This window comes from uncultured Tateyamaria sp. (genome assembly GCF_947503385.1).
Taxonomy (GTDB): domain Bacteria; phylum Pseudomonadota; class Alphaproteobacteria; order Rhodobacterales; family Rhodobacteraceae; genus Tateyamaria.
Map to the genome: position 1 here is coordinate 489154 of NZ_CANNDO010000003.1, position 13190 is coordinate 502343.

Consider the following 13190-nt stretch of genomic DNA (forward strand, 5'->3'; position numbering starts at 1 on the left):
TGCCTACCGCCACGTTTTGCGCTGCTTCCAGCGCCGCTGTCCGCGTTGGTTTTCGTCCTGACTGACGCCCAGATAGAATTCCTGAATGTCCTTGGACGCGGCGAGAACCTCGGCCCTGTCATCCATCACGATGCGTCCCAGTTCCATCACATAGCCATAATCCGCCGCATCCAACGCGACCTTGGCGTTCTGTTCCACCAGCATCATCGTCACCTTCTGCTCGGTGTTGAGCCGCACGATGATCTCGAAAATCTCGTGCGTTAGCAGCGGCGACAGCCCGAGGCTGGGTTCATCCAGCAGCATCAGCTTGGGCTGTGACATCAGCCCGCGCCCGATGGCCAGCATCTGTTGCTGCCCGCCCGAAAGAGTGCCCGCGCGCTGCGCGCGCCGGTCCTTGAGAATTGGGAAATAGGAATAGACCATCTCTTCGTCTGCGGCGATGCCGCTCCGGTCGGTGCGGGTGTACGCCCCCATGGCGATGTTCTCGGCCACACTCATCAGCGGGAAAATCTCGCGCCCTTCGGGCACGTGCACGATGCCGCGCCGGACGATGGCGTCCGGGTCCAGCCGCTGGATCTCGGTGCCTTGCATCCGCACGGTGCCCTTTTCTGGATCCATAACCCCTGACACCGTTTTGAGAAGGGTGGTTTTGCCCGCGCCATTGGCCCCCAGCACGGTGACGATCTGGCCTTCACGCACGGTCAGGCTGACGCCGCGAATGGCCATGATCGGGCCATAGTAGCTTTCCAGATTGTCGATCTGCAGAACGACGTCGCGGGTTTCGCTGTCATTGCTCATGCGCGCGATGTCCCGGTTTTGGACACTTCGCCCGTGCCGAGATATGCCTCGATCACGGCTGGGTGCGATTGCACTTCGGTCGCAATGCCCATGGCCAATTCCTTGCCGTCAGACAGGGCCATGACCCGGTCTGACACCGCCGACACCAAGCCCATATCGTGTTCGACCATCATCACCGAGATGCCCATTTGGGTCTGGATGTCCTCGATCCAAAACGCCATGTCCTGCGTTTCCTCGACCGACAGGCCGGAGGCCGGTTCATCCAGCAGCAGCAGCTTGGGCTCGGACGCCAGCGCGCGGCCAAGTTCGACCACCTTGCGCACGCCATAGGGCAGCCCGCCGATCATCTTGTCGCGGTAGGGCTGGAGGTTCAGGAAATCAATCACCTCCTCCACCGCTTCGCGGTGCCGGACCTCTTCGCGGTAGGCTTTGGGTGAAAAGACAATGTTGGACAAAAGACCCGTCTGCCGGTGCCGGTGCCGCCCGACCAGCAGGTTTTGCAATACGGTGGCCTGTTCGAACAGTTCGATATTCTGAAAGGTACGCGCAATGCCAAAACCGGGCACCTGATCAGCCGCGTTTTGCAACAGGTCGTGCCCGTCAAAACGGATTGTCCCCGCCACCGGGTCGTAAAAGCGCGAAATCAGGTTGAAGATGGTGGATTTGCCCGCGCCATTGGGACCCACCAGCGCAAAGACCTCGCCTTTCTCAACGGCCAGCGACACGTTGTCGACCGCCACCAGACCGCCGAATTTCAACGTGATGTTCTGGATGTCCAGCAGGCTCATTGGATCCGGTCCGTCTTGAGATAGGACTTTTGCCGCTTGAACATGTCCTTGCGGTAGAAGGGGAACAATTCGAAATACGTTCGGATTTTCAGCCAGCGGCCATAAAGCCCCATCGGCTCGAACAGGATAAAACAGACAAGGATAAACGCGAACAGCGCGCTTTCGAGGCCGGGCACATTGATATTCACGTCAAAGGTTGTGGCCAGAAAGGACCGTCCGTTGGCAATGGCAACGGGGATGATGCCAACAACGATGGCGCCGAAAAACGCGCCGTGGATGAAGCCCAGCCCCCCGATCACGATCATGAGCAGCAGGGTGATCGACATAACCAGATCAAAGGTTTCGTTGGTCACGTAGCCTGCCGAGTGACCAAAAAGAGCACCCGCCAGCCCGGCTGCGGTGGCCGACAGGAAAAACGACGTGGCCTTTGTCCGCGTCAGGTTGATACCCATGGCGCGGGCAGAGATTTCGCTGTCCCGGATGGCGGTAAAACTGCGCCCGGTGGGCGTGCGCAGGAGATTGCGGTAGAACCAGACCAGCAGGATCGCGACAAACAGGACCAAATAATAAAACTTGTACGGCGTCGCGTAGCGGTTGATCTCAATACCAAATAGGTTGATGTCCGGCACCGCAGCACCGGCAATGCCCCCAGTCCACGGCTCCGCCATGACGACAAAATCGCTGGTCAGGATCGACATGGCCAACGTCGCCAGCGCCAGATACACACCGTGCAGTCGCAGCACCGGCAGCGCGATCAGGGTCCCGAACGCCCCCGCAATCAGCCCCGACAGTGGAAAGGCGACGACCCACGGCACGCCTGCGCCCAGCAGGTTGATATTCACATAGCACCCCATGGCCATGAACGTGGCGTGCCCAAGGCTGGGCAGACCGGTGTGCCCGGTCAGCAGCATCAGCCCCATACCCGCGATGGCAAGGATCAGAACGCCCGTGATTTCCCCCAACAGGTAAGCATCGCCAATCGCCACAAAGTAGAGCGGTGTTGCCAGCACCAGCAGCAACAGCAACCCATACCAGACCGCCTGTGCCCGATGCTTGAACAGCCGGATGTCCGCATCGTACGAGGTCTTGAACACATAGCGCATCGTCAGACCTTCTTTCTTTGTGTCTGGGAAAAGATACCGCCGGGGCGAAAGATCAGGATCAGCAGCAAGATGGCATAAGGCGCGATCTGGCTGACCCCCGGCGGGCCGTAGCGCGCAGCCAGCGGTTCCACCAACCCGATGATCAATCCCCCAAGCAACGCGCCGGGCAATGACCCAAACCCGCCGATGGCTGCGGCTGCGAATGCCTTGATGCCCAATAGGCCGGTAGACGGATCAATCGCCCCTTTGGAGGCAAACAGAACGCCAGCCACCGCCGCCACCATGCCCGACAGGCCCCAGACAAGGCTGTGAATGCGTTTGACCGGGATGCCCATGTAGTAGGCTGCAAGCTGGTTCTGCGATGCCGCCTGCATCGCCAAACCGATACGCGTACGGGAGAAAAAGAGGTAGAACACGAGGGTCAGAATGGCCGTCACAACGACAATCAAAACCTCGTCCACGCCCAGCACCAGACCACCCGGACGCAGTTCCTGCCCGGCATAAGGGGTTTCCAGCGACGTGGGCTCATGGCTCCATGTCGCACCGGCAAAGAACCGGATGATAAATCCCATCGCGATGGTCAGGATCACAATTGACGTCTGCGACTGGCCGAACATGTGCCGCAGGATGCCCCAGTTGAAGAGATAGCCAAAGGCCCCCATCACAAGGATCGACAAGGGCACCGCCAGCCAAAAATTCAGCCCCATATATTCGTGGTTGGTAAAGCCGATGCAGACAAACGCCCCAAGCATCATAAAATCGCCCTGTGCGAAATTCACCGCCTCCGTTGCTTTGTAGATAAGCACGAACCCAAGAGCGATCAGGCCATAGACGCAACCATTCGCAAGCCCACTGATGATCAGCTGCAAAAAATCCATGGCGCTCCCCTCCCAAAGAGCAGTGTGACCACGGTATCCGCAGTGCTACGAATTTCGCAACGGGTTTGCTACCGTAGGATGCAGTCTAGGGGGTTTGTCGCCGTTTGGATGCGAAAAACTGATAAGACGTCAGTCCTTTGGTCCGCGGGGCAGCTATATGGACCCGTCCGCTGCCGTCGAAAGGATCGGGTAACATGTTCAATTCTCATAAAATTGACGGAAATCGTGATTTGCACCCTTAACGGATTCTATCGGGCAAACGCCTATGCAATCTGTACCGAAACCCAGATGAAAATCATGATTCCGCCCGAAATATTCAATCAAATCAATGATAAGAGTACGGAAGGACTCGCGCTTGCATCGGCCAGCCCGGATGACGGTGCGGTTATGGAATTGCAGTGGTGCAACAAAGCCTTTGTCGAGATCACCGGATACAGCGCCCGCGAAGCGGTGGGACAACGCGGCACGATCCTGATCGGCGCGGACCTCGAACAGGGCGTTCACCTCTACATCATCGAAAAACTGATGGCGTGGGAGAATTTTTCGACGGAGGCCACGAACAATCGGAAAAACGGGGACACCTATTGGCAAAGGATGACGTGGAACCACCTGACCGATCCGACGACCGGCGACCATTGGTGGCTGTGCTCCATCATTGATCTGGGTGAGCGGCGGTCCGGCGCCGCTGCGGCACATCAATTGCAGCCGGACCCCACGAATGCAGATACCTACGCCAGAGCATTGGAAAAGGTGCAGCGCCTCGAAAAGGAAAACGCGCGCCTTCATGCGCTGGCCAAATCAGTGGCAAAGGATGCAAACGAGGATGCCCTGACCGGACTGTCAAACCGCCGTCATTTTGAGGTCGAAGTCAAAACGTGGATCAATGAACTGAAAGCGCACAAGACGGAATTTGCGGTTCTCTACATTGATCTCGACCGGTTCAAGTTCGTCAACGACACTCTGGGGCATGATGCGGGCGACCGGCTGCTGGTGTCCGTCGCTGATATGTTGCGTGAACTCACCGACGAGACGGATTTGGTTGCGCGTCTCGGCGGCGACGAATTCGCCATATTGCGGCGTCTGGGCAAGAGCGCGCTGGACATCAGCGGGCTGGCGGATGAGATCGTGTCGCGGATGCAAACCCCGTTCATGTGTGACGGGAAATCGACGGCCTGCGGCACCAGCGTCGGCGTCGCGCTTGCCAAATCGACCATGCAGGACCCCGAGCGTGTCGTCGCGGATGCCGACGAGGCGCTGTACCACGCCAAGGCGCATGGCAAAGGGCGCTGGTCTTTCTTCACCGATGAAATGCACGCGCAATCCATAGCAACCAAACAGATGGCATCGGATTTGCTGCTTGCCTGTGAAAGGCAGGAGTTTGTCCCCTATTTCCAGCCGCTGGTTGATGCGCAGACCGGTATGATCACCTCTGCCGAGACCTTGGTACGCTGGGCGCATCCCGCCAAGGGCATCCTCGCCCCCGGCGCATTTCTGGACACGGCGGCGAATATGGGAATCCTCAAACGGATCGACGAGATCATGTTTACGTGCCTGAAAGACGCCTTGTCCTGTTTCGACAGGGCGGGCGTGGATCTGCCGCGGGTTGCGGTAAATGTGTCGGCGGCGCGGCTGGCGGATCCCACCTTTATTCACGACATTCGCAGCTCCGGAATCGCGTCTGAAAGGTTGACCATCGAAATCCTCGAATCCGTTTACCTCGACCGCATGGGGGACATCGTCCGGTGGACGATAGACGAATTGGACGAACTTGGGGTGACGATTGCACTTGATGATTTCGGCACCGGACATGCGTCGGTGCGCGGTTTGCTGGAGATTCGGCCATCCATTCTGAAGATCGATCGCCAGTTCATTCAACCCATTGTCGAAGATGCAAGCACGCGGCCTCTGGTCGCTTCTATCGTCGGGATCGGCAAAAGCCTTGGGATGCATATCGTTGCGGAGGGCGTGGAAAGCCAAGATCACGCCGTGATCGTCCGCGACATGGGCTGCGATTACCTTCAGGGGTACTATTTCGGCAAACCGATGAGTGTTGATGATCTGCACGACAGGTTGATCGAAACCGGCGGTCTGTTTTGGCCCGAAGCCGCGTCAATACGGTCGGGACGCGTGTCTGTCACCGCGCGGCGCGCCGTTTAGCGCAACTTTGGGTGCCGCGTTGACGCAGCGGCGCACTGTTCAGGCATTTTGGCCTAGGCCGCCGCTGTGACCGCCAGTTCCACCGCGCGCGACATCGCATCGTCCTGCGAATGGCTGGGCCATTCCGATCCGCAGACCTGCCGCCGTCCCGGCCCGACCTCGTAGACACATGGCAGATAGACGCCATTTCCAACCACCGAAGCACAGGGCACCCACCTGCCGCCCGGCCCTTCCACGGCGGCACCAAAACCCACGTTCACGGCACCCGGCGGTGGCGATGACACGTGTGACAATGCGTCAAAAACCCGATCAATTCCCATGGCACACCTCATTGTTCGCGGCAGTATCCCCGTCGGGTTTGACCAAATGAAGGCGCTTCGCGCCGACTTGCCCAGAGCCCGCCGCAATTCGCGAATCCGAAGGTTTTTGGCTGTGGGAATTTGCGCAATACGATGTGTTTCCGCATGTCTAACTCCGGGAGTTATATATATCCGTAACAACCACTTACACCAACCACCCGACACAGCGGCAGATCGTTCAAATCCAAAGCATTCTCCAAGATTTGGCCAGATTGCGCTGATCACGCCCGCGCCTCCTGCCGCCGAAAATCACCGCAAGCCCAGCCGCACCCGACGCGTCGGGCAGAAATACACAAAACAGAACTTCGAACTGGCGGGTCGGCAATTCATTACCAAGCCCAACGCTCAACGCGGCCCCGGTAACACTTCGTTAACCATTCAATGATTTAGCCCAAGGGGCGCATGTGGTCGAAGCAGTTCTGAAAGGTGCCGGAATGGCCCCCAAACCAAGCCGTCTTTTTGAAACTGTCACACGCTTTGCGGACATGCTTCGCGATCTCGAAGAGATGGATATTCAGGTCAGGATCGGTGACGATTTTCTGGAATACCGCGCGCTGCGCAACGCCCAGACCGACCGTGGTCCTATCTATCCGATGTTTGATGTCGCCAGTTCCTATGTCGACTACAACAACGGTTTCTGGATATGCGGATTCGATCCAAGCGGTGAGTTGATCCACACCCAAGCGATGCGCCTTCTCGACCTGTCGGGCATTTCGCTCGCCGCGCACCTAAACTTGCACCGGCACAAATACATTACCCCGGACTCGACCCCCGACCCGGATCAGACCTTTTTTGCAGGCCCCGACGCGCTGAACACCATCACCGGTTCTGTGGGCTACCAAGGGGATTTCTGGTTGCGCGCCAAGGGGCTTGGCGGACCGCGCAGTCTTGGGGCAACTGCGCTCCTGTCGCGCCTATTGCTCGAAATGACGGTTGCGGTCTGGAACCCGTCATTCGTGTTCGCATTTGTGCCCAAACCTCTGGCAGCCAAGGGTGCCCATCTTCGCTATGGCTACACCCATTGCGAGCCGGGGCGCTGGATCGGTCCTGACCAGCAGGTTACGGACGAAGACTACCTGATCTGGATGAGCAGCAAGGACCTTGCCACATCGCTTGCGCAAGCGTCAGAAACCGTGCCGCGACCAAAACCTGCAAAACCAGAACTGCCGGACGCGCAACCCGCCACATCCTTGGTCAGCCTGACTTCAGCAAAGAATGCCTGAGCCACACCATACGCAAGCCGAAACACTCGCAAGGCCGTCCGCGCGTACAGGCGGCACGGCTATCGCGGGCCCCGTCGCAGCGCATATTGCATTCGTGATGGAGCTTACCTTGGTGCCGCTGTTGCTGCCCGCGATGCGCAGTGCGTTCGACCTGTCGCTGGGCGAAGTGGCTTGGATCTTTAACTCTTATAGCGTTGCCGTGGCGGTTGGGGTTCTGGTGGGGGGCCTTTTTGGCGATACGTTCAAAACGGCAAAGGTCTTTGCTTTTGGAGTGGCCGCGTTTTTTGCCGGGTCCGTCCTTCTGGCCATATCTGCCAATGGCGACACTCTGATCGCGGCCCGAATGGTACAGGGCTTTGGCGCCGGGGTGTTTTCGCCGCTCGTTCCGGTTCTGCTCACGCAGGCTGCGCCAGACAAACCGGGGCGGATGCTCATTCTATGGGGCAGCCTTGCAGGCTACGTCGCCGCTGTTGCGCCACTGGCCTACAGCGGCATCCTCGTCGCGGGCAACTGGAGCCTCGCCTTTGTTTTCATCGCATCAATTGCCGCGTTGTCCTTGCTGTTTCTTGTCTGGCTGCCGCCCGCAGATGACCCAAGCGCGGGAACACGGGACAGGCCAGAGTATCATAGAATTTTTAGCGCCGGGCATCTGTGGCTGACATTGGCGTATGTGTTCATCACTTACGGTGCGATCACATATTTCCTGTTTCGGCTTCCACTGTGGCTGACCGAAGCAGGCGTGCAGACAACATATATTGGCTTTGTCCTGTCGACCTTTTGGCTGACATTCTCCGGTCTCAGCGCGTTGCTGCGCAACAAGGTAGATCAGCATCACGTGCTGTCGATCATGGCCGTGGCCCCGGTTTTGATCGGCGCAGGCGTGCTGTTGTCCTACAACATCAGTATTGCCGTGCTGGTCGGGGCCGCAATGCTGGTCGGGTCGGGACTGGCGTGCAGCAATGCACCATCGACGCAGATGATCCTCCGCCATGCGCCTCCGGGCCTCAGCGCGATGTCGGCCAGCCTCGACATAACGCTTGCGCGTTTGGGCGGGATCGTGACGGTTGCGCTGCTCGCAGAAACAGGTGTCTCATTCGCTGGCATTGCCATTAGTGTGGCGTGCGTCGTCGCGGCACTTTTTGCATTCGCGATATGCCGGCCCGCCGTCGAGCGTGCGTGACGTCGACACGTGGCCAAACGGGCCTGACGTACCAGCCTGGCAAAACCGCGTTCGCCACACTGCAATGACGAAAGTGTAAGACGTCAAAAGGCGCCTCTGGGATGCCCGTCTGTCGCAGGCACCTGATCAACGCGCCCCTGAACGGAGCGCACTTGAAGTCCGCGCCATCGTGCAACAAGGTGCCCCCGAACCTCCCATGCACGGGACATTCCCTGTCGATGAACCGAACACGCGCTTTTGCTGGTCTTTCCGTCATTGCCGCCTTGGGTGCGGTTCTTTTTCTGCTGTGGCCGCCCCAGAACAGAGTGTCTGAAACAGATGCCTTTGCGGCGCCGGGGCTGGAGCCGATGACCACGTCAGAAGCGCTTGAAGATTTCTGGCGCCTGACGCCCGCGCTTTTGCTTGTCGTCTACGATGCATTTGGCCAGACACAAGAGAACGCGATTTACGACACGCTTGCCCGTGTCACCGATGGCGAAGCCCTTGAATTCCTCTACCTTGAACGCGTGGGGGCCATGGCAGGCGGCGGTCTGGAAGAGGCAGATCAGACCATTCACGAAATCAAGCTCTTGGATTCTCAGATCGCGCGCGACGGCGCAACCCTGTCAATCATGGCCTCTTGGCAAGTCATCGGCACCGTTGGTCATGCCGAACACCTGCACGTGCGTGGCAACACCTATAGTGCTGATCTGTCCGTGGCGCCGGTGGACGGGGCGTGGCGGATCATTGGTTTTGACCTGCTGGAGGTCAACCGCGATGCGGCAGGCGAAACCTTTCTGGCGCCGCAGACAAACGGATGATCGCCGTTCAGGATCTCTCGTTTCGCTATAGCGACGCCAGCTTTCGGCTGCACGTGCCCCAATTTGAACTGCAGGACAGAGAACGGGTCGCCATCGTCGGCCCCAGTGGCAGCGGCAAGACCACGCTGTTGAACCTGATCGCGGGCATTTTGACCCCGCAAGCAGGCCGGATTGACGTGGCGGGCACAGATGTTGCGCAGCTTTCAGACGTGGATCGGCGACGTTTTCGCGCCAGCACAATCGGTTTCGTATTTCAGGATTTTGCGCTGCTCGACTACCTGTCGGCGCGCCAGAATATCCTGTACCCTTACCGGATAACGCCTGCCCTCACTCTGGACGCAAAGGCGCGCGCCCGAGCCGAGGCATTGGCGGTGTCATGCGGCATTGGCGACAAGCTGGACCGGCACCCGACGGCGCTCAGTCAGGGGGAACAGCAGCGCGTAGCGATCTGCCGGGCGTTGGTGACGCAACCCAAACTGATCCTGTCGGATGAGGCGACGGGCAACCTTGATCCGGACAGCAAATCCCGCATTCTGGATTTACTGTTCGAACAGGCGGCAGAGGCCGGGGCCGCAGTGTTGGCCGTCACCCACGACCACGAATTGTTACCACGCTTTGAGCGCGTGCTCGACTTTGCGCAATTCCGTGAGGGGGCTGAGGCATGAACGCGCTCTACCTCGCATTTGCCTATCTGCGTTATCATTGGGGGCGCAGCGTGATCCTGACACTGGTTGCGGCGTTGATCCTGTTTGTTCCCATCGCGACGCAAATCCTGCTGTCCTCCAGCGAACGCGCCTTGGTGGCGCGGGGTGAGGCGACGCCCCTTCTTCTGGGCAGCCGGGGGTCACAACTGGATTTGACCATGGCCGCGCTTTATTTCTCGGACGAACGCCCCGACCCCATCCCGATGCGCGAGGTGGAGGCAATCTGGGACAGTGGCTTGGCTGTCCCGATCCCAGTCCATACTGCCTTTTCGTCCGCCGGATTTCGGATCGTTGGCACGACGCTGGACTATTTCGCGTTTCGGAACCTTGAGATCGCGGATGGACGCGGTCTGTCGGTCCTGGGCGATGCTGTCATCGGGTCGGGAGTTGCAGCGACATTGGGCAAAGGTATCGGCGACACGCTTGTTTCCGCGCCAGAGAACCTTTTTGACCTCGACGGCGTCTACCCGCTGGAAATGCCCATTGTCGGTGTCCTGGCCCCGACCAACGCACCGGACGACCAAGCGATCTTTGTCGACATCAAAACCGCTTGGGTCATTCAGGGCATCGGCCACGGGCACGAAGATGTGGTGACCGCAGCCCAAATTGCGTCGGGCAGCGATACCGTCGCCAATGCAGCGGTCGTGCAGTATCAGCGCATCACCGAGGTCAACATCGGGAGCTTTCACTTCCACGGCAGTCAGGACGGCTTTCCAACCTCCGCCGTGATTGTGGTGCCCAATGACACGCGATCCGCCACCATCCTCAAGGGGCGATATCTGGACACCGAAGGACCGACGCAGATCGTCGAACCGGCAGGTGTTATTCAGGGGCTCGTCGACCGCATCTTTCGGATCAAATCGCTGCTGGATGTCGTCACGGCGATCATCGCCATTGCCGCACTGGCCGCCATTGGGTTGGCGGTATTTCTCAGCTACCGGTTGCGGGCACGGGAAATCGCCACTGCGGTCAAGCTGGGTGCGCGGCGCGGCATGGTCTTGCGCCTGTTGTCCGCAGAAACATTCACATTACTATTGATTTCAACGTGTATTGCTGCCGCTGGCGCGATCATCGTGTCGCGCAATGCCGAGGCCTGGGTAGGTTGGTTGCTTGCCCTAGGGTCTTAATCAACAGGAGGTTCCATGAAACGTCACCTTGTCACCGCATCGCTCGCCGCTCTGGTCGCCACGTCCCCTGCCTTGGCGCATTACGGGATGATCATCCCCAATGATCCGATGATCAGTCAGGAAGACGGGCGGAGCGTAAACCTGACGATGTCCTTCTCCCATCCGTTCGAGATGGACGGCATGACGCTCGACACCCCGGTCGCCTTTTCGGTGACCCATCAGGGCAGCACAACGAACCTGATGGGCGCGCTGCAAGACGCCACCGTGATGGATGAGCAGGGGTTTACCCTTGAATATGCGCTCGACCGGCCTGGAACATATATCTTTGCGATGGAGCCCCAGCCCTATTGGGAACCCGCCGAAGACGCCTTTATCATCCACTACACAAAGACTTACGTGACGGCCTATGGCGACGACGAGGGGTGGGATACCGAACTGGGCCTCAAGACCGAGATCGTTCCATTGACCAAGCCCTTTGGCCTGTGGGAGCACAATGTGTTCCAAGGTATCGTCAAAATGGAAGGCACGCCCGTACCCTATGCCGAAGTCGAGGTCGAATTTCTGAACGACGGCGCGGGTGCGACGGTCCCTGATGATCTGATGATCACGCAGACGGTCAAGGCGGATGCCAACGGCGTCTTTACTTATGCGCCGCCGTCCAATGGCTGGTGGGGTTTTGCGGCACTCAACACAGCAGATTATACGCTGCCACAGGACGGTGAGGACAAGGCGGTCGAACTTGGGGCTGTCATCTGGGTCCATTTCGAAGAATGGACAGGCCAGTGATCCGAGCGGCCGCATTTAGCGGCCTTTTGGCCGCCCTGCCGTTTGAGGCGGCAGCGCATCAGATGATCGTTTTTGCTTCGGTCAATTGCGAGGCGGTGCTCGTGGAGGCCAAATTCTCCAACGGCAACGCCGTGCAACAGGCTGATGTCCGGGTGCTGGACGGGGACAACCGCTTGCAGTCCACCTTGCCGATCCAGACGGACGGCACCGTGTCTGTCCCGCTGGACAGTGTTGACCATACCGGCGGGCTGGTGATCGAAGTCGATACAGGCAGCCACGACAACTACTGGATCGTGACGCCTGAAGACATTGCCAAGAATTGCCAGAGCTGATCGTGATACGTCTTTTGAAACCGCTCTGTGTCGCGGGAATGATTGTCTTGGGCGCCACGTTGGCCGGTGCTCAGGATCGTGCGCAGGTCACGACGGTGAACTATCCGCTCCAGTATTTTGCCCAACGCTTGCTGGGTGATGGGGCACAAGTGACCTTTCCGGTGCCGCGTGACGTCGACCCGTCCTTTTGGCGCCCGTCAATTGCAGATATCAGCGCCGTTCAGGCCGCGGACTTGATCGTGCTGAACGGTGCAGGTTTCGCCACTTGGGTGGATCGTGTGTCGCTGCCGCGGTCAAAACTGCTGAACACGTCCGCCGCAATCAAAGATCGGTTCATTGTGACCGAAAGCATCACACATAGTCACGGCGACGGGGGCTCACATTCGCACGAAGGACTGGCGTCCTATCTCTGGCTCGATCCGACCCTGGCCCTTGCACAGACCGAGGCTCTCGCTGCCGCCATCGTCGCGCGCAGCCTTGCCCCGGTTGAAGACGTCGCGGCGCAGCTTGCCACGTTGCAGGCGGACCTTGAGGCCCTCGATGCGGCTGCGCAATCGGCGCTGGACCATCTGACCGGCGTTACGTTGATCGCCACGCATCCGCGCTACCACTATTTTGCACGCCGTTACGGCCTGACAGTTGTGTCGATGGAGTGGGAGGCTGGCGCGATGCCAAATAAGGCAGAGCTTGCGCAGCTTGAAGCGCTCAGCCGCGATACCGAAGCAACCATCCTGTTGTGGGAGGCGGAACCGCCCGCCGCCGCGTTCGAGGCGACCGCAGCCCTTGGCCTGCGCAACGTGGTGTTTCCAACGCTTGCGCATTCCGTTGATGGCGGGACGTTCCTTGAAACCTATGCAGGGGCGGTGTCCGCCCTTGCTGACGTGGCGCCCAAGTAGGTAGGCCGCGCGCGCCTGAACCGGTGTCAGCTGTGCGACTGGGCACGCTAGACGCGATG

General features: G+C 59.2%; 14 protein-coding genes. 9 read left to right on the forward strand and 5 right to left on the reverse strand.

Annotated elements, in window-relative coordinates; genetic code table 11:
- Nucleotides 1-3: 3 nt before the first annotated feature.
- The 4 genes from Q1A85_RS13435 to Q1A85_RS13450 are packed head-to-tail and all read right to left on the reverse strand — an operon-like array spanning nt 4 to nt 3567.
- Nucleotides 4-798 carry an ABC transporter ATP-binding protein gene (locus tag Q1A85_RS13435; RefSeq protein WP_299689981.1) on the reverse strand — a complete coding sequence of 265 codons (795 nt, stop codon included), beginning with the start codon at nt 796-798 and terminating at the stop codon, nt 4-6.
- Nucleotides 795-1586: an ABC transporter ATP-binding protein gene (locus tag Q1A85_RS13440; RefSeq protein WP_299689984.1), complete on the reverse strand. Its 792-nt coding sequence runs from the start codon at nt 1584-1586 to the stop codon at nt 795-797. Before Q1A85_RS13440 ends, Q1A85_RS13435 begins: the two co-directional genes overlap by 4 nt.
- Nucleotides 1583-2689: a branched-chain amino acid ABC transporter permease gene (locus tag Q1A85_RS13445; protein ID WP_299689987.1), complete on the reverse strand. Its 1107-nt coding sequence runs from the start codon at nt 2687-2689 to the stop codon at nt 1583-1585. The genes Q1A85_RS13440 and Q1A85_RS13445 overlap by 4 nt, the downstream gene beginning before the upstream one ends.
- A 2-nt stretch (nt 2690-2691) precedes the next feature.
- Nucleotides 2692-3567, reverse strand: coding sequence for a branched-chain amino acid ABC transporter permease (locus Q1A85_RS13450; RefSeq protein ID WP_299689989.1), 876 nt, complete (start codon nt 3565-3567; stop codon nt 2692-2694).
- Between the two features lie 288 nt (nt 3568-3855).
- Between Q1A85_RS13450 and Q1A85_RS13455 the strand changes: the two genes are divergently transcribed.
- Entirely contained in the window at nt 3856-5724 is a 1869-nt protein-coding gene (locus Q1A85_RS13455; RefSeq protein ID WP_299689992.1) for an EAL domain-containing protein, read from the forward strand.
- A 53-nt stretch (nt 5725-5777) separates the two neighbouring features.
- Here the strand turns inward: Q1A85_RS13455 and Q1A85_RS13460 are convergent, their stop codons facing one another.
- Entirely contained in the window at nt 5778-6044 is a 267-nt protein-coding gene (locus Q1A85_RS13460; RefSeq protein ID WP_299689995.1) for a hypothetical protein, read from the reverse strand.
- A gap of 473 nt (nt 6045-6517) precedes the next feature.
- On the opposite strand from Q1A85_RS13460, the gene Q1A85_RS13465 reads away from it, so the two are divergent.
- From Q1A85_RS13465 to Q1A85_RS13500, 8 genes are all read left to right on the forward strand, one after another.
- Entirely contained in the window at nt 6518-7306 is a 789-nt protein-coding gene (locus Q1A85_RS13465) for a hypothetical protein (RefSeq protein ID WP_299689998.1), read from the forward strand.
- A gap of 97 nt (nt 7307-7403) precedes the next feature.
- Complete coding sequence (locus Q1A85_RS13470; protein ID WP_299690001.1) at nt 7404-8486, forward strand: MFS transporter; 1083 nt, start codon at nt 7404-7406, stop codon at nt 8484-8486.
- 218 nt (nt 8487-8704) lie between these two features.
- The gene (locus tag Q1A85_RS13475; RefSeq protein WP_299690003.1) at nt 8705-9286 is read left to right on the forward strand and encodes a hypothetical protein; all 582 of its coding nucleotides are present in this window, start codon (nt 8705-8707) and stop codon (nt 9284-9286) included.
- On the forward strand, nt 9283-9951 hold the full coding sequence (locus tag Q1A85_RS13480) for an ABC transporter ATP-binding protein (RefSeq protein WP_299690005.1): 669 nt from the start codon (nt 9283-9285) through the stop codon (nt 9949-9951). The genes Q1A85_RS13475 and Q1A85_RS13480 overlap by 4 nt, the downstream gene beginning before the upstream one ends.
- Nucleotides 9948-11117, forward strand: a complete 1170-nt coding sequence (locus Q1A85_RS13485) for an ABC transporter permease (RefSeq protein WP_299690008.1) — start codon at nt 9948-9950, stop codon at nt 11115-11117. The genes Q1A85_RS13480 and Q1A85_RS13485 overlap by 4 nt, the downstream gene beginning before the upstream one ends.
- Nucleotides 11118-11132: 15 nt before the next feature.
- The gene (locus Q1A85_RS13490; protein ID WP_299690011.1) at nt 11133-11903 is read left to right on the forward strand and encodes a DUF4198 domain-containing protein; all 771 of its coding nucleotides are present in this window, start codon (nt 11133-11135) and stop codon (nt 11901-11903) included.
- Nucleotides 11900-12235, forward strand: a complete 336-nt coding sequence (locus Q1A85_RS13495) for a hypothetical protein (RefSeq protein ID WP_299690014.1) — start codon at nt 11900-11902, stop codon at nt 12233-12235. Before Q1A85_RS13490 ends, Q1A85_RS13495 begins: the two co-directional genes overlap by 4 nt.
- A 2-nt stretch (nt 12236-12237) precedes the next feature.
- On the forward strand, nt 12238-13131 hold the full coding sequence (locus Q1A85_RS13500) for a metal ABC transporter substrate-binding protein (protein WP_299690017.1): 894 nt from the start codon (nt 12238-12240) through the stop codon (nt 13129-13131).
- Nucleotides 13132-13190: the final 59 nt, after the last annotated feature.

What these genes read in the sequence shown, in the direction of transcription:
- Q1A85_RS13485 (WP_299690008.1), top strand. Translation starts at nt 9,948, where the DNA reads ATGAACGCGCTCTACCTCGCATTTGCCTATCTGCGTTATCATTGGGGG.
- Q1A85_RS13455 (WP_299689992.1), top strand. Translation starts at nt 3,856, where the DNA reads ATGAAAATCATGATTCCGCCCGAAATATTCAATCAAATCAATGATAAG.
- Q1A85_RS13460 (WP_299689995.1), bottom strand. Translation starts at nt 6,044, where the DNA reads ATGGGAATTGATCGGGTTTTTGACGCATTGTCACACGTGTCATCGCCA.
- Q1A85_RS13470 (WP_299690001.1), top strand. Translation starts at nt 7,404, where the DNA reads ATGGAGCTTACCTTGGTGCCGCTGTTGCTGCCCGCGATGCGCAGTGCG.
- Q1A85_RS13480 (WP_299690005.1), top strand. Translation starts at nt 9,283, where the DNA reads ATGATCGCCGTTCAGGATCTCTCGTTTCGCTATAGCGACGCCAGCTTT.
- Q1A85_RS13490 (WP_299690011.1), top strand. Translation starts at nt 11,133, where the DNA reads ATGAAACGTCACCTTGTCACCGCATCGCTCGCCGCTCTGGTCGCCACG.
- Q1A85_RS13450 (WP_299689989.1), bottom strand. Translation starts at nt 3,567, where the DNA reads ATGGATTTTTTGCAGCTGATCATCAGTGGGCTTGCGAATGGTTGCGTC.
- Q1A85_RS13435 (WP_299689981.1), bottom strand. Translation starts at nt 798, where the DNA reads ATGAGCAATGACAGCGAAACCCGCGACGTCGTTCTGCAGATCGACAAT.
- Q1A85_RS13465 (WP_299689998.1), top strand. Translation starts at nt 6,518, where the DNA reads ATGGCCCCCAAACCAAGCCGTCTTTTTGAAACTGTCACACGCTTTGCG.
- Q1A85_RS13440 (WP_299689984.1), bottom strand. Translation starts at nt 1,586, where the DNA reads ATGAGCCTGCTGGACATCCAGAACATCACGTTGAAATTCGGCGGTCTG.
- Q1A85_RS13475 (WP_299690003.1), top strand. Translation starts at nt 8,705, where the DNA reads ATGAACCGAACACGCGCTTTTGCTGGTCTTTCCGTCATTGCCGCCTTG.
- Q1A85_RS13445 (WP_299689987.1), bottom strand. Translation starts at nt 2,689, where the DNA reads ATGCGCTATGTGTTCAAGACCTCGTACGATGCGGACATCCGGCTGTTC.